Below are 22164 nucleotides of genomic sequence, written 5' to 3'. Positions count from 1 at the left end.
ACTATCTTGTATGCCGTCTTCATGTCGCCCTGGTCGACCAGTTCGCGCGACAGCACCCGGCGTTCGACCCACCAGGCATCCGGATCGACCAGGGAGTCACGGTCCGCCGGCGCCTTCATGACAACCGCCGCGGCGCCCGCAAAATCCTGCTGCTTGCGCAGATACTCGGCCTGCGCGAAGAAATAGCCGGCCGAACGCTGCGCCGCCGGTACCGCCTTTAGGAGTTTGGCGGCATTCTTGTCGCTCCTGTCGGCCGCCGCCCAGGCGTCGGCAAGCTGCTGGGCGCCGGCGAGGCCGGCGACACGCAAGGCGGAACTCACCCGGTCGGCATAGAACATGCGCTCCATGCGAAAACGGTGGTCGGCGGCAGGAACAAGGCTGCCGAACTCCTTGATCAGAGCCGTCTCGTCCTTGGCCTCCAGGATCGCGGTGCGCCAGAACGGCGACAGCACCGATCGCGCCGCCTTGGCGTTGCCGGACGACACATAGGCGCGCGCGAGAACCATCACGCCTTCGAATGTCTGCGGCTGGCTGCCGTCGAATGCCTTGACGACGACATCCGCCGCCGGGTTTTCGCGGTAGAGCGCGCGCTCGCTGTTCTTGCGCAAGGCGACGGTGCCCGGCCAGTTGGGCAGCATCTTCGCGGCCGCCGCGATGTCGCCGCTCGGAACCTTGTCTCCGCCGTAAAGCGCGATCGCCCAGGCCAATATGTGCTGGTCGAGCGATTGTGCGGGCAGTGCATCACGCACGCCGCGCGCGCCGGCAATATCGCCGGCCGCCAGCGCATCCAGCCCACTTTTCAACAGTGCGACGCTGGGTGAGGGGGCCTGTTGCGCCTTGTCCTGTACACCAGGCACCGGGATGGCCGAGGTGACCCGCACATCGACGCTGCCGCTGATCGCCACGCCGGGCATCAGCGCGGCGACGGCGCCAAGCAGCGCGAAGAGATGGGGCCGACTGGTCGGCATGATCGCGTGTCTTTCCTTAATCCAGCATTTTACCAGCGGGCGAAGAAGCCTTGAAGCCTAAACTTAGGTCGTGAAGGGCTCGTAAACAAAGGGTTATCGAGGCCGTTCGAATTACGCTTGCTGGCACCATGGCAATGCTTGCCGCGCAACAATGTCGAGACTATGGTGCGCGGCTTCGCTTTCGGTTAGAAGGCGCGCACCACGAGACACCGATGCATGGCGCCCAAAAGTGGATACCGGTTTTGGGGTAACGACATGCACAACCAACAAAGTGCATGGCGCCCAAAAGTGGATACCGGTTTTGGGACAACGACATGCGTGAACCGAGAAGTCCCAAGGAGTTGGACGACATGCTGAGAGGCTCGCTTACCGCGCTCGTGACACCGTTCGAAAAGAGCGGGCGTTTCGACGAGAAAGCCTTTCGCGCGTTCGTCGACTGGCAGCTTGGCGAGGGCACGACAGGCCTGGTTCCTGTCGGCACAACGGGCGAGTCGCCTACGCTGTCGCATGACGAGCATCGCCACGTCGTCAAGATCTGCATCGAGGTGGCCAAGGGCCGCGCCCCGGTTGTTGCCGGCGCCGGTTCCAACAACACCGAGGAAGCCGTCGGGCTCGTGCAGTATGCCGAAAAGGCCGGCGCCGATGCTGCCCTGGTCGTAACGCCCTATTACAACAAGCCGACACAGCGCGGCCTCTACGAGCATTTCGCCGCTGTCGCCCGGGCGACCAAGCTGCCGATCATCATCTACAACATCCCGCCGCGCTCGGTCATCGACATGATGCCGGAGACGATGGGCCGGCTGGCGCACGACTTCAAGAACATCGTCGGCGTCAAGGACGCCACCGGCAAGGTCGAGCGCGTGTCGGAGCAGCGCATGACCTGCGGCAAGGATTTTATCCAGCTTTCGGGCGAGGACGCTTCCGCACTGGGTTTCAACGCGCATGGTGGTGTCGGCTGCATCTCGGTGACCTCGAACGTCGCGCCACGGCTCTGCGCCGAATTCCAGGAAGCAACGCTTTCGGGCGACAGTGCGAAGGCACTGGAGCTGCAGGACCGTCTCTTGCCGCTGCACAAGGCGATCTTCATCGAGCCCGGCGTATCCGGCGCGAAATATGCACTGTCGAAGCTGGGCAAGGTCGAAAACGTGCTGCGTTCGCCGCTGGTGACTGTCGAGCCGGCAACGGCCGAGAGGATCGATGCGGCCATGAAGCACGCCGGCTTGATCAATTAGCGAGCCCGTTTGGGAAGTCTGCTCCCGCGGTCATCTGAAGGCGCCACCTGCGCTTCCGGTGTTCCCGTATGTACGCTCCGCTCCGGTTCTCGGTAGCACCATCATCTGACTCGCGGGAGCGGGTTTCGAAACGGACTCTAGACCTCATGAACCAAGTCAGAAAAGCTGATCCCAACAACAAGACCGTTGCCGAAAACCGCAAGGCGCGGTTTTCCTATGAGGTGCTCGACACGATCGAGGCCGGCCTTGTGCTGACCGGAACCGAGGTCAAGTCGCTGCGTCAGGGCCAGGCCAACATCCAGGACAGCTATGCCTCGGTCGAAGGCGGCGAGATCTGGCTGATCAATTCCTATCTGCCCGAATATCTGCAGGCCAACCGCTTCAACCACGAGCCGCGCCGCCGCCGCAAACTGCTGCTCAACAAGCGCGAAATGGCCAAGCTGTCGCAGAGCGTGGACCGCGAAGGCATGACGCTGGTGCCGCTGAAAATCTATTTCAACGACCAGGGACGCGCCAAACTGCTGCTTGCCGTCGGCCGCGGCAAGAAACTGCACGACAAGCGCGAGACCGAAAAGCAACGCGACTGGTCGCGCGAAAAAGGCCGGCTGCTGAAGGAGCGCGGGTGATCGGGAGATAGCCTGCAAAGCCAACGGTCTGGTTTTCAACGCCGAACAACCGGCAAGTCCAACAGGGGTGGTCTTGAAGAAGCGGATTGTTCTCTGGGGCGCGGCCAGTCTTGCCCTGGCATGTGTCATTGCTGTGGGAGGAGTGGCCTATTTCCGCACCTACTCTCCCGACCGCGACCGATATCCGGTCAGGGGCATCGACGTCTCCCATCATCAGGGCCGGATCGACTGGCGGCGTGTTGCCGCCGATGATGTGGCTTTCGTCGTCATCAAGGCGACTGAAGGCGGCGACCATGTCGACGACGCCTTCGCCGGCAATCTGCGCGAGGCCCGCGCCGCCGGACTCGCCGTCGGCGCCTATCATTTCTTCACCTTCTGCCGGCCGGGCGCCGACCAGGCGAGGAATTTCATCTCGGTGGTGCCGCACGATCAGCCGCTGCTGCCGCCCGTGGTCGACATCGAGTTCGGCGGCAACTGTCCGCGGCGTCCGTCGCCCGAACAGTTGAATGCCGAACTCCAGGCCTTCCTCGGACCTGTCGAGGCGGCATTCGGCAAGCCGGCGATCGTCTATCTTACGGATGAAGCCGAGGCCGCTTATGCCGGGCAAATCGCCGCTCGCCCACTCTGGCTACGCTCACTGCTCATGGAACCGGACCGCCGTGACTGGATCTACTGGCAGTACCACAACAGGGGGCGCGTGAACGGCATCGAGGGGGACGTCGATCTGAACGTTTTGCAGGGCGGGCCGGAGAAGTTGGCGGCGCTGCTCGCCTCCACACCTTGATGAACAGGCCCGATCCGATACCGGTCCCGTTCTTCGGCAGCCTGCCATGCCCCTGAAACCATTCACGATCCAGCTGATGTCGAGACAGCCAGATTTTCCCTGGTGCTGCGTCGACCCATCGCCGAATAACCCATCCCGGCGGCCATGATGGCGATGGCCACGCATTGGATAGCCAGCGGGGTCTCGCCAAGCACGACCATGCCGACCATCACGGTGGCGACCGGCACACCCGGCAGGAACAGCGATGCAGCCTGTGAGCCCAATCGGTCGACAATGTAAGTGTAGAGGAACATTGCCGCAGCGCCCGCGAGAAGACCTTGAATGACGATCTGGCTGGCGATTTCGGCGCCTGCGGCGGCATGGAGGCCGCTTGGCGCAAAGACATAAAGAAGTGGCAGCGGCAGGCAGGACAAAAGCACGACGCTCGCGGTCGCCGTGACCGGGTCGACACGCCATCGCTGCACAAGAACGGCATATGTGGAAAACATCGCGCCCGATCCGATAAACAGCAGGTCCCCGAACAGGACATCGCTGGCGCCGGTGCGCGCCGGCGCTATGAACAGCAACAAGCCGGCGATGATCGTGACGACGCCAATGATCCGCCGACGCGACGCGCTTTCCCTGAACAGCGACAATAGGAACGAGAAGAACACGATCGAGGCCGGGCAGAGCGCCGCGGCATGGGCGGCGGGCGCGTGGGTCAGACCCCAGTTGATGATCAGCGGATAGGGCAATCCGGCTAGTACCGCCAACGTCAGTCCACGCCGCCAGCCCAGCGCCTTCATTGTCGCCAGGCCGCGTCTCCAGACGATCGGCAGGAACACCGCGCCGGCACCTGCAAAGCGCAGGCTGGCCATGTCGGTGGCCGTCAGATGCTCCCTGAGGCTGAAGCGGGCGGCGACGAACTGCGCTGCATAGATGGCGATCATGACAAGGCCGGCGATCACCGCCAGTCTTGTGTCTCCCGTGTCTCGTCCGTCCGCCATGTCAGTTCCGCCGCATGTTCATGTCGCCAGGAGGAGACAGCCCCCGACCTTGCGATGAAGCGCAGCCTATGGTCGAAATGGTCGCGACAAAATACGCTGTTTTTTAGAATTTGAAGTGCAATTCACGCAAATAGGAGGACTTGAACGTGAATCCTGAACCAGTCGACCTGGACGCCGTCGACCGCAGTCTTCTGCGACTGCTGCAGGAAGATGGGCGCCGCACCACGCTCGACCTGGCAGCGCGCGTCGGCCTGTCACCAACCGGCGCCAGCCAGCGCGTGAAACGCCTGTTTCGCGACGGGTTCATCACCGCCGTCAGGGCGGTGCTCAATCCGGCAAAGATTGGCCGCGGCATGCTTGTCTTCATCGAGGTGCGGCTCGATCACGCGGCCCCGCATATCTTTGACCGCTTCGCCGAGGCGGTGGCAAAGGCGCCCGAGGTTCTGGAATGCCATATGGTCGTCGGCGGCTTCGACTATCTCGTGAAGGCCCGCATTGCCGAGATGGCCGATTATCAGGACTTTCTCAAACGCGTCATCCTGCCGCTGCCCGGGGTGAAGGAGACACATACCTATGCCTCGATCGGCGACGTGAAGCCGGATGCCTTGTTGCCGGTGTGAGCAGGCACCGCAGACCGCACGGTATCCGAGAGCTCAGTTCTTCAGGAATGCCGCGATCTCGCCAAACACCCTGACGAACATGTCTTCGGTCAACACACCTGTATTGGTGTTGTAGCGCGAGCAATGGTAGCTCGAAAACAGCATGATGCCGCCGGCTTCCAACTGGCCGCCATGTTTGAATGGATAGGCGGCGACGCGCCCGCCCAGTGCCCGCACGGTCGACTGGTGCGCGATCGATCCCAGCGCCAGCACGGCGCGCAGGTTGGGAAAGCGAGCGATCGTCGGCACCAGGAATGTCCGGCAGGTGGCGATCTCGGCACCGACCGGCTTGTTCTCCGGCGGCACGCAGCGCACCGCGTTGGTGATCGCCGTGCCGACGAGTTCCAGCCCGTCATCGGGCCGCGCCTTGAACTCGCCGCGTGCGAAATCGTGGGCAATCAGTGTCGAATAGAGCAGGTCGCCGGCATAGTCGCCGGTGAAAGGGCGCCCGGTGCGGTTGGCGCCGCGCAGGCCAGGCGCCAGACCGACGATCAGAAGCTGGACGGTATCTTCGCCGCCCAGTGGCAGGAAGGTCGGCACCGGCGCGTTGAACCATGACGGCTCGCGCTGCCGCCATTCGGCGATGAAATCATGCAGCCGCGGGCAGAGCGGGCAATCGCGGCTGGGTTCGGAAAGTGAAGGGGCGGTCAAGTCGACCTGCCTCAGTAGTCGTCCTCGTCGACTTCAGCCGGTTCGGGCCGCCGTGCCGGTCGTTCGGAGGGATCGCGGCCGACTTCGTTCTTCAGCGTCGCCAGGTCGATGAAATGGTCGGCCTGCCGGCGCAGGTCGTCTGAGATCATCGGAGGTTGCGAGGCCATGGTCGAGACGATCGACACCTTGCGGCCACGCCGTTGCAGCGCTTCGACCAGCGTTCGGAAATCACCGTCTCCGGAGAATATGACATAGTGGTCGACGACATCGGCGAGTTCCAGCGCATCGACGGTAAGCTCGATGTCCATGTTGCCCTTGATCTTGCGGCGGCCGGTCGAGTCGGTGAATTCCTTGGCCGGCTTGGTGACCACCTTGAACCCGTTATAGTCGAGCCAGTCGATCAGTGGCCGGATCGAGGAGTATTCCTGGTCCTCGACCAGCGCGGTGTAATAATAGGCGCGCAACAGGTAACCGCGCTTGTGGAAGCTCGCCAGGAGCTTGCGATAGTCGATGTCGAACCCGAGCGCGCGCGATGTGGCGTAGAGATTGGCGCCGTCGATGAACAGGGCGATTTTTTCACGAGGGTCGAACATGGAAATAATCCTTTTCGAAAAAACGGCCGTCTAAACGAAATGCGGTAGCGACTATCGGTCAGGCTCATAATAAACCGGCCGACCTTGGACCAATCGAGATAACGCCAGTTTGGTGGCAATCCAAGGGCATGTGGCGCACTGCAAGCAATTGTGATCGTGGCGCCGAACCCTGGACCCGGCTGGCTTTGCTAGACCGGGAGTTCGATATTGAGATTGAGTGCCCTGTGGGCCCGCATTGCCATGATGCTTGTATTTTGGCGCCGTTCGGGTTATGGACCGCGCCTGTTTTCCATTAAATCCAGGCATGAAAGGGGCAGTCCATGGCCCGCGTAACCGTTGAAGATTGCATCGACAAGGTCGACAACCGCTTCGAGCTGGTGCTTCTGGCCGGCCACCGCGCCCGTCAGATCAGCCAGGGCGCGCAGATCACCGTCCCGCGCGACAACGACAAGAACCCCGTCATCGCACTGCGCGAGATCGCCGACGAGACGCTGTCGCCCGATGATCTCAAGGAAGATCTGATCCATTCGCTGCAGAAGCATGTCGAGGTCGACGAGCCCGAAGCCGATGGCGAAGTGATCGCCGATCAGACCGGCGGCGCTGTTGCGGCCGCCGAAGCCGACGACGCCGAGGAGAACGTCACCTTCGACCGGATGACCGAGGAAGATCTCCTGGCTGGCATCGAAGGCCTGGTGCCCCCGGAAAAGAGCGACGACTACTAAACCCTCCGTTCCGGCGGTCGCTGGAACAATCTTCCGGCACTTCCGTCCCGGCGGTTTCGTGGCTATCTAGTACCAACTGTCGCAAATACCGGATGCAGCTTTGGCCGCACTTGGCATAATGCGTGAATCTGGTATTTGCGACAGTTGGTACCGGCATGCGCCGTACAACAGTGCGGCGCATGATTCATTTCATCGCCGAGAGATTTAGCCCATGATGCGTCAGTATGAGCTTGTCGAGCGCGTCCAGCGCTACAAGCCTGACGTCAACGAGGCGTTGCTCAACAAGGCCTATGTCTACGCCATGCAGAAGCATGGCCACCAGAAGCGCGCTTCCGGCGATCCCTATTTCTCGCATCCGCTCGAAGTCGCCGCCATCCTCACCGAGATGCACATGGACGAGGCGACCATTGCCGTCGCCCTGCTGCACGACACCATCGAGGACACGACGGCGACGCGGGCCGAGATCGACGATCTGTTCGGCCCCGAAATGGGCAAGCTGGTCGAGGGCCTGACCAAGCTCAAGAAGCTCGACCTCGTCTCCAAGAAGGCGGAGCAGGCGGAGAACCTGCGCAAGCTTTTGCTGGCGATCTCGGAAGATGTTCGCGTGCTGCTGGTCAAGCTCGCCGACCGTTTGCACAACATGCGCACCCTCGATCACATGCCCGAGGCCAAACGCCTGCGCATCGCCGAGGAGACGATGGATATCTACGCGCCGCTGGCCGGGCGCATGGGCATGCAAGGCATGCGCGAGGAGCTGGAAGAGATCGCCTTCCGCTTCATCAATCCGGAAGCCTACCGGGCCGTCACCGCGCGGCTCGCCGAGATATTCGAGCGCAACAAGGGCGTGCTGACCGACATTGAAAAGGCGCTGTCGGCCCTGTTTGAAAAGCACGCCATCAACGCCGGCGTGAAGAGCCGGCAGAAGAAGCCATGGTCGGTGTTCCGCAAGATGGAGGCCAAGGCGCTGTCCTTCGAGCAGCTGTCCGACATTTTCGGCTTCCGTGTTGTCGTTGACAGCGTCGAGGACTGCTATCGCGCGCTGGGTGCCATCCACACCACTTGGTCGATGGTGCCCGGCCGTTTCAAGGATTACATCTCGACCCCGAAGCAGAACGACTACCGTTCGATCCACACCACCATCGTCGGGCCTTCGCGCCAGCGCGTCGAACTGCAGATCCGCACCCGCGAGATGAACAAGATCGCCGAATACGGCGTCGCCGCCCATTCGATCTACAAGGACACCGGCGGCAAGACGAACGGCGCCGGCCATGCGATCTCGAAGGAGACCAACGCCTACGCTTGGCTGCGCCGTACCATCGAGCAGTTGGCCGAGGGCGACAATCCCGAGGATTTTCTCGAGAACACCAAGCTGGAGCTGTTCCAGGACCAGGTGTTCTGCTTCACGCCGAAAGGCATGCTGATTGCCTTGCCGCGCGGCGCCACGCCGATCGATTTCGCCTATGCGGTCCACACCGATGTCGGCGACACCTGCGTCGGCGCCAAGGTCAATGGCCGCATCATGCCGCTGATGACGGAACTGAAGAATGGCGACGAGGTCGAGATCATCCGCTCCAAGGCGCAGGTGCCGCCAGCCGCATGGGAATCGGTCGTCGTCACCGGCAAGGCGCGCGCCGCCATCCGCCGCGCCACCAAGAATGCGATCCGCAAGCAGTATTCTGGCCTTGGCGCGCGTATCCTGGAGCGTGCCTTCGAACGAGCCGGCAAGACCTTCACCAGGGAAAGCCTGAAGCCCGTGCTGCACAGGCTGGCACGCAAGGACATCGAGGATGTGCTGGCATCCGTGGGGCGCGGCGAACTGGCCTCAACCGATGTCATGAAGGCGGTGTTCCCCGACTACAAGGACGAGCGCGTCACGCCGGCAGCGCCCAAGCAGCGCGAGGAGGGCTGGTCGAAGATCCGCAACGCCGCAGGCATGCTGTTCCAGATACCTGGCCGGGCCGCGCGCAAGGACAAGGACCAGCCAGGCGCCGGCGCCGTGCCGATCCGCGGCGTGCGCGGCGACCTGCCGGTGCGCTTCGCGCCGGAAGGCGCGGTCCCTGGCGATCGTATCGTCGGCATCGTCCAGCCGGGCACCGGCATCACCATCTACCCGATCCAGTCTCCGGCGCTGCAGGCCTTCGACGATCAGCCGGAGCGCTGGATCGACGTGCGCTGGGACATCGACGAGCGCACCAAGGAACGGTTCCCCGCGCGCGTCTCGGTCACCGCCATCAACGCGCCGGGTTCGCTTGCCGATATCGCCCAGGTCGTTGCCTCCAACGACGCCAACATCCATACGCTGTCGATGGTGCGCACCGCGCCCGATTTCACCGAAATGCTGATCGACCTCGAAGTCTGGGACCTGAAGCATCTCAACCGGCTGCTGTCGCAGCTCAAGGACAATTCGAGCGTCAGCGATGCGCGGCGCGTCAATGGCTAGCGATAGCCGACCATGGGGGACGAGATGAATACCGACGAAGTGCTGGACATATTCCGCGGGGCTGGCGCTGTTCTGGAGGGTCATTTTATCCTGACGTCGGGCCTGCGCAGTCCAGTTTTCCTGCAGAAGGCACGCGTCTTCATGCATGCCGACAAGACCGAGCGGCTGTGCAAGGCGCTGGCCAAGAAGATCCGCGCCGCCGTGCCAGGCAAGATCGACTATGTCGTCGGGCCGGCGATCGGCGGCCTGATCCCGGCATACGAAACCTCGCGCCACCTTGGCGTGCCGGCGATCTGGGTGGAGCGGGAAGGGGGCGAGTTCCGCCTGCGCCGCTTCGAGATCGATCGAGGCGCCCGCGTCGTCGTCGTCGAGGACATCGTCACCACCGGTCTGTCGATCCGCGAAACCATTGATTGCCTGCGCGACGTTGGCGCAGAGGTGGTCGCGGCCGCCTGCATCATCGACCGTTCGGCCGGCAAGACCCATGTCGGTGTGCCGTTGATCGCGCTTGCCGAATATGAAGTTCCAGCCTACCCGCCGGACAGGTTGCCGCCGGAGCTTGCCGCCATCCCGGCCATCAAGCCGGGCAGCCGCAACATCTGACGAGGAGGTCGAAATGATCGCCGGCATCGACCATTTCGTGCTGACGGTCCGCTCGGTTGAAGCGACCTGCGACTTCTACCGGCGCGTGCTTGGCATGCGGCGCCTGGATCAGCCGAACCGGCCGACAGCGCTTCTGTTCGGTTCGCAGAAGATCAACCTGCACGAAGTCGGCCGCACTTTCGAGCCAAAGGCGAGGACGCCGACGCCGGGTTCTGGCGATTTCTGCCTCGTGTCGGCGGTGCCTCTCGCCGAAATCCAGGCCGGCCTCGCGGCCGACGGCGTTGCCATCGAAGTCGGTCCGGTTGAGCGCATCGGCGCGCGAGGACCTATGATGTCGGTCTATTTCCGCGATCCCGACGACAATCTGGTCGAGGTCAGCGAATATCTGAAGTAGGCACCGCGCCGGCCGGAACCCCTGGCCGCATATCGGTCATCCGGCTGCGACAATTAGCCGAAACCACTTCTCAAATTCGCCGCGATTGTCCGATGTGGAGAAGATGGATCTGACCAAAAATCTGGCGCTGCGGACGCTGAGCGTACGGCCTTCGGTTGTTGTTGGGCTTGCGGATGGCTATATCAAAGTCGCGATTGCCTTCTGGCGACCGTAAAGCGCAAGATGTGGCGGTCGAAGCCTGGCTGGAAACAGCCGGCGTGTAAGCTGTGAACTGTCGGGAATAGGAAGAGAGTGCTTTTTCGTCGCCGCAAGCCTGATGGCCTTTTCGAGCGGGTGCGTACCTATCTGTGGCCGCGCCGTTCGTTTTCGCGCTCGCTTCAATATTTCTCCAAGCGCATTCTGCGGCTGAAGGCCACCCCGCATGCGGTGGCGGCCGGCGTCGCCGCGGGTGTCTTTGCTTCGTTCTTCCCCGTCGGTTTCCACTTCATCATTGCCGCCGTTCTGTGTTGGGTGATCGCCGGCAATCTGGTGGCCGCCGCTCTGGGAGCCGTATTCTTCGGCAATCCGCTGACTTTTCCGCTCTTGTGGGGCGCATCCTGGGAAACCGGCAAGCTCATCCTGCACGATCGCCTGCCGACACATGGTCCGCCGGCGCATCTGGGCGAGATGCTGCACACGCTTTCCTTCGCCAAATTATGGCATCCCGTCCTGGAGCCGATGCTGATCGGTGCGGTGCCGCTCGGGCTGGTGTTCGGCCTGGTGTTCTACGGCATCACGCGCTGGGGCATGAATGTCTTCCGCGAACAGCGGCGCAAGCGGCTGGCCGAGCGCGCGAGACGCCGTGAGCATTCGCCTCATCCCGGCGGAAGCGTCGGTTCCGCCGCCCAATGATCATCGGCATCGGCAGCGACCTGATCGACATCACACGCATCGAGAAATCGCTGGAGCGTCACGGCCAGCGCTTCATCCAGAGGATCTACACCGAGGTGGAACAGGCGCGTTCAGAGAACCGGCGCGCCCGCGCAGCTTCCTACGCCAAGCGCTTTGCCGCCAAGGAGGCGTGCGCCAAGGCACTGGGCACTGGTCTGGCACAAGGGGTCTTCTGGCGTGACATGGGTGTCGTCAACCTGCCCAGCGGTGCGCCGACGATGGCGCTGACCGGCGGGGCGCTGGCGCGGCTGGAAAAGATCCTGCCTCAAGGTCATCGGGCGGCGATCCACCTCACCATCACGGATGATTTCCCGCTCGCTCAAGCCTTTGTGATCATAGAGGCGTTACCGGTCGAAGAAGCGCCACATTGATTGCATCTGACGACCGGCATGGACGTTGCCCAGCGCGCGCCGAGACTCTATACCATCCAACGCACAATCGAGGACGACATGAGCGTGGCTGAAAAATCTCAGAAGAAATCCGGCGGGCTTGGCGAAACCGTCAGCGTCATCGTCCAGGCGCTTTTGCTCGCCCTGGTCATTCGCACGCTGCTGTTCCAACCGTTCTCGATCCCGTCGGGCTCGATGCGGCCGACGCTTCTGGAAGGCGACTATCTGTTCGTCACCAAATGGTCCTACGGCTATTCACGCTATTCGCTGCCTTTTGGACCGGACATTTTCTCGGGCCGCATCTGGGGCTCCGAGCCCAAGCGTGGCGACGTGGTGGTGTTCAAGTTCCCGCCTGATCCGTCCGTCGACTACATCAAGCGCGTCATCGGCCTGCCCGGCGACAAGATCCAGATGAAGGATGGCCAAGTCTTCATCAATGGCGTTGGCGTGCCGCGCGTCAAGACCGGCCAGATCGACAATCCCGACATCACGGAAAAGGATTATCCGATCGACGTCTATCGCGAGACGCTGCCCGATGGTGTCAGCTACGACACGCTCGACCTGTCGCCGAACTCGATTGGCGACAACACCCGCGAATTCGACGTGCCCCCCGGCCACTATTTCATGATGGGCGACAACAGGGACAATTCCGCCGACAGCCGCTTCACCGTCGGTTATGTTCCGGCCGAGAACCTGGTCGGCCGCGCCAACCTTGTCTTCTTCTCGATCGCCGGCAAGGCTAGCCCGCTCGAAATCTGGAAATGGCCGTCGCTGATGCGCGCTTCGCGCCTGTTCCACTTCGTCAACTGATGGCCTTGAAGCGCCCGACAGGCGAGACTCTGGCCGGTTTGGTGGTGGCCAGGACCGGCCATGTTTTCAGGGACATCCGCTTACTTGAGACCGCCTTGACGCATTCCAGCGCGGTCAAGGCGGCAAGCAACAATCAGCGTCTTGAATTCCTTGGCGACCGCGTGCTTGGTCTTGTCGTCGCCGATATGCTTTTCGAGAAATTCCCTGATGCACCGGAAGGTGAAATCGCGCCCCGTTTCAATGCGCTGGTCGATGCAAAGACATGCTCGGAAGTCGGCATCGAGATGCAGCTGGAGAATCTGGTCCGGGCCGACGCCGCCTTGAAGACGCGATCGCGCGGCTCCGGCGGAAATTATCTGGCTGATGCCGTCGAAGCCCTAATCGCGGCAGTTTATCTCGATGGTGGTATCGACGCCGCGCGGCGGTTCGTTCTGCGTTATTGGGAGCCACGTTCGAGCACGGTTGTGACGAAGCCACGTAATCCGAAATCCGATTTGCAGGAATGGATTGCCAAGACGAGTGACGCGCGCCCCGAATATGTGATCGAAAAACGCGAAGGGCCCGACCATCAGCCGGTCTTCACTATTTCTTTGCAGGTTAGCGGCTTTGCACCTTCCGTCGGTACCGGCGGCTCCCGCAGGGCGGCCGAAGAAGCGGCGGCTTCGGCATTTCTCGTGCGCGAAGGCGTGTGGGCCAATAAAGGGAGCGCGGCATGACCGCCGAAGACACTGCAGCCGCTCCCGTCACGCACTCCGGCTTCGTTGCGCTGATCGGCGCGCCTAACGCGGGCAAGTCAACGCTGGTCAACCAACTGGTCGGCGCCAAGGTCTCGATCGTCACCCATAAGGTGCAGACGACACGCGCCATCGTGCGCGGCATCGCCACGCACGACAACGCGCAGATCGTCTTTGTCGACACACCGGGCATCTTCAAGCCCAAGCGGCGGCTCGACACCGCGATGGTGACCACCGCCTGGGGAGGCGCCAAGGACGCCGACATCGTGCTGCTGCTGATCGATGCCGAGCGCGGCATCAGGGGCGATGCTGATGCCATCCTCGAACGGCTGAAGGACGTGCGCCAACCGATGGTGCTGATTCTCAACAAGGTCGATCGGGTCAAGCACGAGGCGCTGCTGGCCCTGTCTGCGGCAGCGAACGAGAAAGTGCCGTTCCAGCGCACCTTCATGGTCTCCGCGCTGACCGGTTCCGGCTGCAAGGACCTCCTCGACTATCTGGCGCAGGCGCTGCCGGCCGGCCCCTGGTACTATCCGGAAGACCAGATTTCGGACCTGCCGATGCGCCAGCTGGCTGCCGAGATCACCCGCGAAAAACTCTATCTCAGGCTGCATCAGGAACTGCCCTATTCCTCGCACATCGAAACGGAGAAATGGGAAGAGAAAAAGGACGGCTCGGTGCGCATCGACCAGACCATCTTTGTCGAGCGCGACAGCCAGAAGAAGATCGTGCTCGGCCACAAGGGCGAGACCATCCGCGCCATCGGGCAGGCCGCGCGGATGGAAATATCAGGCATACTGGAACAGAAGGTGCACCTGTTCCTGTTCGTGAAAGTGCGCGAGAACTGGGGCGATGATCCCGAGCGCTACCGCGAGATGGGGCTGGAGTTCCCCCGCTAAGGCCGAAAAAATCCTGGCGCGTCATCGCACGGTGGCCGACCACAAGCATTGGGCGTGAGGCTAATGCATGTCGCCCGGAAGAGTCCTCGGTTCCGGGACAACGACATGCATAAAATCAGAAGCTTACAGCAGGTCGGCGAATCCGATTCGCCGCGACGTGCTGTAGAGCACGTCGCGGTTTTACGCGAACCGCGAACGGCTCCCGGGTGGCGGAAAGCAGGCCAAAGCGAAACGCCGGCTCCACCATGCGGCCCGCGATTGGCGCGAGACCAACTCAGATTCTTGCAAGCCGCCAACGAAGCGGCGACGCGTGCTGAGGCCGGCTTTCCGCGCCGTGATCTGGATCTGCTGATGGTGTTGTTTTCGCGCCGACAGCGATACGAGGACAGAAATCACAAATTTCTCAATTTATTTTAGATTTAGAGTTTTAAAAGACCGCAATCCATAGACTAAACTGGTCTATGCAGAAGGATACACTTATTTGTTACAAAAATATGACGATGTTCCATTTGTGCCATTTTAAATTCAAGCCAGATCTCATTAGTGTTATTTGTGCAACACGTATTTAATCTGTAGCGAGAATCCAGCGCATTTATGGAATTGTCATTGAAGGTGGACGATTGGTGGGTATGTTCGCCGCGAAAAGGGGACGCGGTGCGGGCCTTTTTCATTGTGGGGGTGAGGCGGGAAAACATATCCGCCAGCCACAATTCAGAAGCCATTTTTTCAAACTTGACTGGAGAGGTCAGAAAATGAACATCAAGAGCCTCCTTCTCGGCTCAGCCGCGGCTTTGATCGCGGTGTCCGGCGCGCGCGCCGCGGACGCGGTTGTCGTCGCCGAACCGGAACCAGCCGAATACGTCAAGATCTGCGACGTCTACGGCGCCGGCTACTTCTACATCCCGGGCACCGAGACCTGCCTGCGCATCGGCGGCTATCTCCGCTATGACATCGGCGTCGGCGATTCCGGCACGCTGGATGGCGTCAACAACGTTGGCGATCACATGGACGGCGGAAACCACGACACCTACTACAAGAACATGCGCTTCACGCTGAGGACGTATACCGGCCAGGAAACCGAACTCGGCACGTTGAAGACCTTCACCGAGACCCGCTTCCAGTTCGGCAACTCCTCGGGCGACTATGATGGAAGCTCCTCGACCTCCTGGCAGGCCGGCAACAAAACCACCAGCCTCAACTTCGCCTGGATACAGCTCGGTGGCCTGCGCGTCGGCAAGGATGAAACTGCATACGACCAGTTCATCGGTTACGCGGGCAACGTCATCCAGGACACGATCATCCCGTACGGCGTCAAGGACACCAATGTCGTCCAGTACTATTTCGACGCTGGCAGCGGCTTCACGGGCGTGGTCTCGCTCGAAGAAGGCACGGGCGTCAACACCATCGACAGCTATGTTCCGCATGTCGTCGGCGGCTTGAAGTACAAGGGCGACTGGGGCGCGATCACCGGTGTTGTCGCCTATGACAGCAACTACGAGGAAGTGGCCGGCAAGGTTCGCCTGGATGTCAACGTCAGCAAGGAACTGTCGCTGTTCATCATGGGCGGCTACGGCACCGACGACAACCTCACAGACGACGCACACAATGCCATCGACGTACATGGCCGCAGCCAGTACAAGCCGTGGGGCGGCAACTGGGCCGTCTGGGGCGGCGGTACCTACAAGTTCAACGAGAAGACCTCGTTCAACGTCCAGGCTTCGGCTGACGACGACAAGAACTATGCTCTCGCCGCGAACGTCGCATACACCATCGTCCCGGGCTTCACGGTCACGACCGAAGTCGACTGGGATCACTACGGCAATTTCGGCAATCCATCCATCTACGGCAACTGGTCCAAGGCCGACAAGAAGGACAGCGTCGGCGGCATCGTCCGCTTCCAGCGCAACTTCTAACGGATCGACTGACCTCACCAACCGCCCGCAGCACATCGCTGCGGGCGGCTTTTTTATGCCTCGTTGCGAGAGCCGGCACAGGCGCCAGACCATACCTTGATTTCGCCACCCGATCGGTGAAAAGCTCCTGATATGGAATGGCGCGACGAGGGAATCATTCTCGGCACCCGCAGGCATGGCGAAACCAGCGCCATTCTCGAGGTGATGACGCGCGCCCATGGCCGCCATCTCGGCCTCGTGCGCGGTGGCCGCTCGCGCAAGCAGCAGCCCGTTCTCCAGCCAGGCAATCGTGTCGATCTCTTGTGGCGCGCGCGCCTCGACGAGCACCTGGGCACTTTCCAGGCCGAAGCCATCGAGATGAACGCCGCCCGGCTGATGGACAGTGCCATTGCCGTCTACGGCCTTCAGACGATGGCGGCGCATCTGCGCCTGCTGCCCGAGCGCGATGCCCATGGCGGCCTCTACGAGGCGCTTTCGGTGATGATCGTTCATCTCGACGACGCAGATGCCGCCGGCGAATTGGTGGCGCGCTTCGAGCTTCTGATCCTTGATGAACTCGGCTTTGGCCTCGATCTCAGCCAATGCGCCGCCACCGGCACGAGGCAGGATCTGGCCTATGTCTCGCCTAAATCCGGACGCGCGGTGTCGCGCGGGGCCGGCGCTCCGTGGCACGACAAGATGCTGGTGCTGCCCGCCTTCCTGCAGCGCGGCTCCGGCCAGCGCGCCAATCATGCGGCGATCGCGGACGCCTTCCGCCTGACCGGCTTCTTCTTCACCCGTCACGTCTACGAGCCGCGCGGCATCGATCAGCCCGATGCACGCGCCGGCTTTCTGGCCGCACTGCGCAAGCACCACGCAACGCAGAAGCCCATCGCCGGAGAGAGCGCGGCCGGAGAAATCAGCCGATGAGCGAAGTCGAACTCTATCCGGGCCGGGTCTCGCCGCTCGGCCTCGGCACCATTCCTCATGCCGACATCCTGAAATACACCGGCCTGGAATTGCTGCAGCGAATCGTCGACGGCAAATACCCGGCACCACCGATCTCCTTCCAGCTCAGCTTCGCGTTGACCGAAGTATCGGAAGGTCGCGCCGTGTTCCGGGGCGTGCCGAACGAACGCCACCTCAACCCGCTGGGAGCCGTTCACGGCGGCTGGGCGGCGACGCTCCTCGATTCGGCGTTGGCGTGCGCGGTGCAGACCCTGCTCGACAAGGGCGAGGCTTACACGACTGCGGAGTTCAAGGTGAACCTGACGCGGCCGATCACGCCCAGGACCGGTGAGGTTGTCTGCGAAGGCAAGGTGGTTCACAAGGGCCGCACGCTTGCCGTTTCGGAAGCGACGCTGAAGGATGCCGGCGGCAAGCTGCTGGCTTTCGGTACCGAGACATGTTCGATATTTCCAGCCGCCAATCTGGCGGCACGTTGAATTTTCAGCCGTTTAGCCGCCGTATTTCAATGTCAGTGAGATGAAGCGTCAGTGAAAACTGGCCTGGTTTGGGGGAACCGCCATGTTTGAGAGCCTGATCGGCCTCGTCGCCATCATTGCCTTGTTCGTCATCATTTCGCGTCAGCAGGGCCGCATCGGTCTGATCGAGCGCGAACTTGGCGCACTGCGCAGCCTCGTGCTTTCGGGCGCGGTATCGCCCACGGTCAAGCCGTCGGAACTGGAGGCGGCGCAGGGCAGGGCCGACACGGCTCCGGTGGCCAGGCCTGCCGACATCGCCCCGGCAGCAACCGGCGAGCCGGCTCCCGCGCTACAGGCCACGGAGGCGGAAATCCCGGCCGGAGGGCCCGGCCCTTGGAGCGCCCCCGAGATCACACCGAAAACGCCAGAGGTCGCGCCGGCCGCGGTCGCCAAAGCCGCTCGCCAGTCCGACGTTGAAACCGCGCTCGGCACGCGTTGGGCGGTCTGGGTCGGCGGCATTGCGCTGGCTCTGGGCGGCTTGTTCCTGATCCGCTACACCATCGAGGCCGGCATTTTCGGACCCGGCGTGCGGCTCACCATGGCGGCGGTGCTCGGGTTGGTGCTGATCGCCGGCGGCCAGTTCATTCGCCGCACCGGCTTCAAGGTACCGGTGCAAGGTATTGCCGGCGCCTATATTCCGGCGATCCTGACCGCGGCCGGCGCCTTCATCCTGTTCGGCACCGTCTATGCCGCCCATGGCATTTACGGCTTTATCGGCCCGGCGCTTGCCTTCACGCTGCTCGGTGCGATCGGCGTTGCGACCATTGCCGCCGCTCTCGTCCATGGCCAGGCGCTGGCCGGCATCGGTCTCGTCGGCGCCATGGTGACGCCGGTGCTGATCGCTTCGCAGGCGCCCAATCCGTGGGCGTTGTTCGGCTATCTCGCCATCGTGCTCGCCGCCACTGGCGTGATCGCCCGCATGCGCGACTGGAAGACGCTGATGGCGGCCGCTTTTTTCGGTACCGGCGTCTGGACCATCCTCTACATGACCGACGCACCGGGCGCGAACTTCTCCGCCATACTGCTCATCGACGCTGTAACGCTGGCTGTGCTTGCCCTTGTCTGGCTGAGCAGCCGTGGCGGCGACACCGGGCTAGCAGGGACTTTCGACTGGCCATCCATCGTGCCTGGACTGTTCGTCGCCTTCTCGGCGCTTGGCCTCTCGGTTGACCCGGTCTTCGCCGCTGCCGGTGATGCTTTGCCGGGCGCGGTGCTGCTTGTCGTGATGATAGCGGTCGCGCTCTACCGCCCACTGGCGCTGCCACTGCTTTATGGCGCGGGACTGGTGACGGTGCTGATCTATCTCGGCATCATCCCGCCAACGTCTATCGCTTCCGACTTTTCGGGCGGCGCTTTGGGTGTTGATGGGGTGCCCTTGGCCACCGCTGACGCGCTGAGCTTGCGTATCGGTATTGGTCTCGGTCTTGTTTTCGTCGCCGCTGGTTTGTGGGCCGCGCGCCGCTTCGCCGCCACGGCGCGGATCCGAGCAGCCTCTTGGGCTGCATGGGGTGTCATCGTGCCGCTGGTCGTCCTGCTGGCGCTCTGGTTCACCTTCGGCAATCTCGACCGCGACTTTGTCTATGCCGCCGTCGCGGCCCTGCTGGTCCTGGTCTTCGCCGCCGGCGGCGAGTGGATCGCGCGGGCTGAGGAACCGCCGCTCAAGGGGGGAGCCGCAGTGTCGTTTGTTTTGGGCGGCGCGGCAGTCGCCGGCCTCCTGATGCTGCATATGGCCTTTGATTCCGGTTGGACCACCATCCTGCTTGGTGCCGCCGCGATCGTGCCGGCGCTCGCCACGCGCTGGCGCTCCTATCCTGTGCTCGGCTGGATTTCGGTCGCCGCTGTCATCGCGGTGCTTGGCCGCGCCGCCTTCGATCCGACGATCGTCGGATCCGAATTCCTGGCGACGACGCCGGTCTTCAACTGGTTGCTGCCGGGCTACGGCGTGCCGGCGCTCGCCTTCGGCTTCGCGGCCTGGCAACTCGCCCGCACCACCGATGGCCGTCCACGCCTGGCCATGGAAGCGGCGGCGGCACTGTTTGCGCTGCTGACGCTCGCCATGCTGGTGCGTCACGCAATGCATGGCGGCGTCATCAACAGCGATGCGCCGACGCTCGCCGAACAGGCGATCTACACGCTGATCGCTATCGGTGCCGGCGCCATCCTGATCGCCATCGACAGGCGATCGCCAAGCTCGGTGCTGCGCTATGGTTCGATGGCGGTGGGCGTGCTTTCGGCCGCCTTCATCGTCATCCAGCATTTCCTGGTGCTCAATCCGTTGTTCACGGACGAATCGACCGGCCGGATACCGGTCTTCAACCTCTTGTTCCTCGCCTATCTCCTGCCGGCCGTCGCCGCCGGTGCTCTAGCGCTCTATAGCAGGGGCAAGCGGCCGAAATGGTATTCGGCCATGCTGGCGCTGATGGCGGCGCTGCTTGCCTTCGCCTATGCCACGCTCTCGGTCAGGCGCCTGTTCAAGGGCGAGTTCATCGGCATGTGGAGCGGCCTTGGGCAGTTGGAGACCTATACCTATTCGGCGCTCTGGCTGGTTATCGGCGTGGCGCTGCTCACGGCTGGCGTCTGGCTGAAATCGCAGGTACTGCGCATCGCCTCCGCCGCGCTGATCGCGGTGGCCGTCCTGAAGGTCTTCCTGTTCGACATGTCGGAACTGGAAGGTGTGCTCAGGGCGCTGTCCTTTATCGGGCTCGGTGCCGTTCTGATCGGCATCGGCCTGTTCTACCAGCGGCTGCTGACGCGGGCGGCAAAGGAGAAATTGCCGGCCGGCGAACAATAATAGCCGGAATTCAACGCTGCGCGGGAATAAACCGGCATCCGCCGGCGTTATCTCATTGCTTGGGTGACCGGAGCGGTGGACCGCTTCGCGCTGGCTGCTTGCGCCGTGCCGGGAAGGCGCGTTCTATCGGATCAACAAGGGCGACCTCAGAACCAGCGGTCATGGACGAAAAAAAGGCAGCAATCCTTGGTGAAATACCGCGCCTGCGCCGCTACGCACGCTCGCTTCTGCGCGGCCGTGATGCTGCCGACGACCTCGTTCAGGACTGCCTCGAGCGTGCGCTGTTGCGGCTCGACAACTGGCAGACGGGAGAAAGCCCCAGGAGGTGGCTGTTTACGATCATGCATCATTTGTTCATCGACCAGATGCGCAAGGTGAACCGCCGCGGCGAAGCGGCGATGCTGCCGCTGGAGGCGGGCGAGGCGGTTGCCCAGCCGCCCGAACAGTTGGAGGGCATCGCTTCGCGCGAGATCATCGACGCGTTGCAGGCGATCAGCCCCGATCGCCGCGCGGCCATCGTCATGGTTGCCATAGAAGGCTTTTCCTATGCCGAGGCTGCCAACATTCTGGGTGTTCCCGCCGGCACGCTGATGTCGCGCATCGCGCGGGGGCGTGAGGAATTGCGCGGGCTGCTGGACGACACAGCGCGCCGCCGCGCCATAAGGATCGTCGAGAAATGATCCGCCGCGATTTTTCCGAACGGGACATCCATATGGCGCTCGACGGCGAACTGCCGGCCGATGAGCGCGCCGCCTACGATGCCTGGCTCGACGCCAATCCCGAGATGAAGGCCAGGAGCGCCCGCTTCACCGCCGACCGGGAGGCGTTGCGCTCGGCCTTCGCCGGCGTGCTGGACGAGGTGGTGCCAGTGCGCTTGCGCAAGGTGGTGCTCGGTGAAGCGCCTGTTAAGGCAGCAGTGCGACGCTCACGCTGGTGGCTTGCCGCCGCCGCGGCCGTGCTTCTCGCCACGGGCGGATTTGGCGGCTACTTTGCGGGTATCGGAGGGATCGGGCAGGAGGATCCGGCGGAGGATCAGCTCGCCGAACAAGCGATCGCCGCCCATGTCATTTATGCCGCCGAGAAGCGGCACGCGGTGGAAGTGCCGGCCAGCGACAAGGATCATCTGCAGACCTGGCTGTCCAGTCGGGTCGGCCTGAAACTGGTGGCACCGGACCTGAGCGCGAACGGCTTCCAACTGGTTGGCGGCCGGTTGCTGCCGGCGGGGGAAAGCAAGGCCGCGATGCTGCTCTACGAAGACGATAAGGGCGAGCGCATATCCCTCTTCGTGACGGCGGAATCGACCGAGAATGCCAAGGGCACCTATGCTTCGGCGCAGGACGGTCCGCAGGCCGTCTACTGGCTGGATAAAGGCTATGGCTGTGCCGTCGTTGGTTCGCTGCCGCGCGAGCAGTTGGCGGCCGTGGCCAAGAGCGCGTATGGCCAGCTTCTGGCCGGTCTCTCCAGCTGAGCCGGCTGCGATCTTGCGCGGTCGGCTGGCATGAAAACAGCGATTCCGTTCAAAGCTTGTCAGCTTCCCTGCCGTCGCGGAAAGTGTCACAATTCGGCCCTAATCAAGG

At 62.7% G+C, this 22164-nt stretch carries 22 protein-coding genes and 1 pseudogene; 19 read left to right on the top strand and 4 right to left on the bottom strand.

Annotated features, from left to right (window positions below; genetic code table 11):
* Positions 1-968 (bottom strand): annotated as a pseudogene (locus tag FJ943_RS27150) (lytic transglycosylase domain-containing protein); the annotation flags it as partial.
* Between the two features lie 350 nt (positions 969-1318).
* On the opposite strand from FJ943_RS27150, the gene dapA reads away from it, so the two are divergent.
* The 3 genes from dapA to FJ943_RS27135 all read left to right on the top strand — a co-directional run bounded on the left by dapA (position 1319) and on the right by FJ943_RS27135 (position 3610).
* Entirely contained in the window at positions 1319-2200 is an 882-nt protein-coding gene (gene dapA / locus FJ943_RS27145) for a 4-hydroxy-tetrahydrodipicolinate synthase (RefSeq protein ID WP_015318586.1), read from the top strand.
* A 146-nt stretch (positions 2201-2346) separates the two neighbouring features.
* The gene (gene smpB, locus FJ943_RS27140) at positions 2347-2826 is read left to right on the top strand and encodes an SsrA-binding protein SmpB (protein WP_006202221.1); all 480 of its coding nucleotides are present in this window, start codon (positions 2347-2349) and stop codon (positions 2824-2826) included.
* A 73-nt stretch (positions 2827-2899) separates the two neighbouring features.
* On the top strand, positions 2900-3610 hold the full coding sequence (locus FJ943_RS27135) for a GH25 family lysozyme (protein WP_140663093.1): 711 nt from the start codon (positions 2900-2902) through the stop codon (positions 3608-3610).
* Positions 3611-3672: 62 nt separating this feature from the next.
* On the opposite strand, the gene FJ943_RS27130 is transcribed toward FJ943_RS27135, so the two are convergent.
* A complete protein-coding gene (locus FJ943_RS27130; protein ID WP_140726453.1) occupies positions 3673-4596 on the bottom strand; it encodes a DMT family transporter in 924 nt (307 codons plus the stop codon).
* Positions 4597-4742: 146 nt separating this feature from the next.
* On the opposite strand from FJ943_RS27130, the gene FJ943_RS27125 reads away from it, so the two are divergent.
* Complete coding sequence (locus FJ943_RS27125) at positions 4743-5216, top strand: Lrp/AsnC ligand binding domain-containing protein (protein WP_015318584.1); 474 nt, start codon at positions 4743-4745, stop codon at positions 5214-5216.
* A 33-nt stretch (positions 5217-5249) separates the two neighbouring features.
* On the opposite strand, the gene FJ943_RS27120 is transcribed toward FJ943_RS27125, so the two are convergent.
* Positions 5250-5906, bottom strand: coding sequence for a uracil-DNA glycosylase (locus FJ943_RS27120; RefSeq protein WP_140726450.1), 657 nt, complete (start codon positions 5904-5906; stop codon positions 5250-5252).
* An 11-nt stretch (positions 5907-5917) separates the two neighbouring features.
* On the bottom strand, positions 5918-6499 hold the full coding sequence (locus FJ943_RS27115) for an NYN domain-containing protein (protein ID WP_015318582.1): 582 nt from the start codon (positions 6497-6499) through the stop codon (positions 5918-5920).
* Between the two features lie 320 nt (positions 6500-6819).
* On the opposite strand from FJ943_RS27115, the gene rpoZ reads away from it, so the two are divergent.
* The 15 genes from rpoZ to FJ943_RS27040 all read left to right on the top strand — a co-directional run bounded on the left by rpoZ (position 6820) and on the right by FJ943_RS27040 (position 22055).
* On the top strand, positions 6820-7221 hold the full coding sequence (gene rpoZ / locus FJ943_RS27110; protein ID WP_015318581.1) for a DNA-directed RNA polymerase subunit omega: 402 nt from the start codon (positions 6820-6822) through the stop codon (positions 7219-7221).
* A 211-nt stretch (positions 7222-7432) separates the two neighbouring features.
* Entirely contained in the window at positions 7433-9661 is a 2229-nt protein-coding gene (locus FJ943_RS27105) for a bifunctional (p)ppGpp synthetase/guanosine-3',5'-bis(diphosphate) 3'-pyrophosphohydrolase (RefSeq protein ID WP_023771627.1), read from the top strand.
* A gap of 24 nt (positions 9662-9685) precedes the next feature.
* On the top strand, positions 9686-10264 hold the full coding sequence (gene pyrE / locus FJ943_RS27100) for an orotate phosphoribosyltransferase (RefSeq protein WP_140726447.1): 579 nt from the start codon (positions 9686-9688) through the stop codon (positions 10262-10264).
* 13 nt (positions 10265-10277) lie between these two features.
* Positions 10278-10658 carry a VOC family protein gene (locus FJ943_RS27095; RefSeq protein WP_015318578.1) on the top strand — a complete coding sequence of 127 codons (381 nt, stop codon included), beginning with the start codon at positions 10278-10280 and terminating at the stop codon, positions 10656-10658.
* A gap of 291 nt (positions 10659-10949) precedes the next feature.
* Positions 10950-11549: a DUF2062 domain-containing protein gene (locus FJ943_RS27090; RefSeq protein ID WP_015318577.1), complete on the top strand. Its 600-nt coding sequence runs from the start codon at positions 10950-10952 to the stop codon at positions 11547-11549.
* Positions 11546-11959 (top strand): holo-ACP synthase, encoded by a 414-nt coding sequence (gene acpS / locus FJ943_RS27085; RefSeq protein ID WP_015318576.1) that lies wholly within the window; start codon positions 11546-11548, stop codon positions 11957-11959. Before FJ943_RS27090 ends, acpS begins: the two co-directional genes overlap by 4 nt.
* Positions 11960-12037: 78 nt before the next feature.
* Positions 12038-12787 carry a signal peptidase I gene (lepB, locus tag FJ943_RS27080; RefSeq protein WP_027144187.1) on the top strand — a complete coding sequence of 250 codons (750 nt, stop codon included), beginning with the start codon at positions 12038-12040 and terminating at the stop codon, positions 12785-12787.
* Positions 12787-13503: a ribonuclease III gene (gene rnc, locus FJ943_RS27075; RefSeq protein WP_140726492.1), complete on the top strand. Its 717-nt coding sequence runs from the start codon at positions 12787-12789 to the stop codon at positions 13501-13503. The genes lepB and rnc overlap by 1 nt, the downstream gene beginning before the upstream one ends.
* Entirely contained in the window at positions 13500-14420 is a 921-nt protein-coding gene (era, locus tag FJ943_RS27070) for a GTPase Era (RefSeq protein ID WP_015318573.1), read from the top strand. The genes rnc and era overlap by 4 nt, the downstream gene beginning before the upstream one ends.
* 752 nt (positions 14421-15172) lie before the next feature.
* Positions 15173-16333: a porin gene (locus FJ943_RS27065; RefSeq protein WP_140618485.1), complete on the top strand. Its 1161-nt coding sequence runs from the start codon at positions 15173-15175 to the stop codon at positions 16331-16333.
* 132 nt (positions 16334-16465) lie between these two features.
* The gene (gene recO, locus FJ943_RS27060) at positions 16466-17242 is read left to right on the top strand and encodes a DNA repair protein RecO (RefSeq protein WP_140726444.1); all 777 of its coding nucleotides are present in this window, start codon (positions 16466-16468) and stop codon (positions 17240-17242) included.
* Entirely contained in the window at positions 17239-17757 is a 519-nt protein-coding gene (locus FJ943_RS27055; protein ID WP_140726441.1) for a PaaI family thioesterase, read from the top strand. The genes recO and FJ943_RS27055 overlap by 4 nt, the downstream gene beginning before the upstream one ends.
* An 82-nt stretch (positions 17758-17839) precedes the next feature.
* Positions 17840-20587: a DUF2339 domain-containing protein gene (locus FJ943_RS27050; protein WP_140726438.1), complete on the top strand. Its 2748-nt coding sequence runs from the start codon at positions 17840-17842 to the stop codon at positions 20585-20587.
* Between the two features lie 161 nt (positions 20588-20748).
* Positions 20749-21267 carry an RNA polymerase sigma factor gene (locus FJ943_RS27045; protein WP_140726435.1) on the top strand — a complete coding sequence of 173 codons (519 nt, stop codon included), beginning with the start codon at positions 20749-20751 and terminating at the stop codon, positions 21265-21267.
* Positions 21264-22055, top strand: a complete 792-nt coding sequence (locus FJ943_RS27040; protein ID WP_140618479.1) for an anti-sigma factor — start codon at positions 21264-21266, stop codon at positions 22053-22055. The genes FJ943_RS27045 and FJ943_RS27040 overlap by 4 nt, the downstream gene beginning before the upstream one ends.
* The last annotated feature ends 109 nt before the right edge of the window (positions 22056-22164 follow it).

The sequence above is a fragment of the Mesorhizobium sp. B2-3-10 genome (assembly GCF_006442275.1).
GTDB classification, from domain to species: Bacteria; Pseudomonadota; Alphaproteobacteria; order Rhizobiales; family Rhizobiaceae; genus Mesorhizobium; species Mesorhizobium australicum.
The sequence above is the reverse complement of the archived record's forward strand: the minus strand, read 5'-3'. Positions and strand labels throughout refer to the sequence as shown.

Coding starts and splice junctions, on each gene's coding strand:
- recO (WP_140726444.1), top strand. CDS start 16,466: ATGGAATGGCGCGACGAGGGAATCATTCTCGGCACCCGCAGGCATGGC.
- FJ943_RS27095 (WP_015318578.1), top strand. CDS start 10,278: ATGATCGCCGGCATCGACCATTTCGTGCTGACGGTCCGCTCGGTTGAA.
- rnc (WP_140726492.1), top strand. CDS start 12,787: ATGGCCTTGAAGCGCCCGACAGGCGAGACTCTGGCCGGTTTGGTGGTG.
- smpB (WP_006202221.1), top strand. CDS start 2,347: ATGAACCAAGTCAGAAAAGCTGATCCCAACAACAAGACCGTTGCCGAA.
- FJ943_RS27130 (WP_140726453.1), bottom strand. CDS start 4,596: ATGGCGGACGGACGAGACACGGGAGACACAAGACTGGCGGTGATCGCC.
- acpS (WP_015318576.1), top strand. CDS start 11,546: ATGATCATCGGCATCGGCAGCGACCTGATCGACATCACACGCATCGAG.
- FJ943_RS27040 (WP_140618479.1), top strand. CDS start 21,264: ATGATCCGCCGCGATTTTTCCGAACGGGACATCCATATGGCGCTCGAC.
- rpoZ (WP_015318581.1), top strand. CDS start 6,820: ATGGCCCGCGTAACCGTTGAAGATTGCATCGACAAGGTCGACAACCGC.
- dapA (WP_015318586.1), top strand. CDS start 1,319: ATGCTGAGAGGCTCGCTTACCGCGCTCGTGACACCGTTCGAAAAGAGC.
- FJ943_RS27065 (WP_140618485.1), top strand. CDS start 15,173: ATGAACATCAAGAGCCTCCTTCTCGGCTCAGCCGCGGCTTTGATCGCG.
- pyrE (WP_140726447.1), top strand. CDS start 9,686: ATGAATACCGACGAAGTGCTGGACATATTCCGCGGGGCTGGCGCTGTT.
- FJ943_RS27115 (WP_015318582.1), bottom strand. CDS start 6,499: ATGTTCGACCCTCGTGAAAAAATCGCCCTGTTCATCGACGGCGCCAAT.
- FJ943_RS27050 (WP_140726438.1), top strand. CDS start 17,840: ATGTTTGAGAGCCTGATCGGCCTCGTCGCCATCATTGCCTTGTTCGTC.
- lepB (WP_027144187.1), top strand. CDS start 12,038: ATGAGCGTGGCTGAAAAATCTCAGAAGAAATCCGGCGGGCTTGGCGAA.
- FJ943_RS27045 (WP_140726435.1), top strand. CDS start 20,749: ATGGACGAAAAAAAGGCAGCAATCCTTGGTGAAATACCGCGCCTGCGC.
- FJ943_RS27105 (WP_023771627.1), top strand. CDS start 7,433: ATGATGCGTCAGTATGAGCTTGTCGAGCGCGTCCAGCGCTACAAGCCT.
- era (WP_015318573.1), top strand. CDS start 13,500: ATGACCGCCGAAGACACTGCAGCCGCTCCCGTCACGCACTCCGGCTTC.
- FJ943_RS27055 (WP_140726441.1), top strand. CDS start 17,239: ATGAGCGAAGTCGAACTCTATCCGGGCCGGGTCTCGCCGCTCGGCCTC.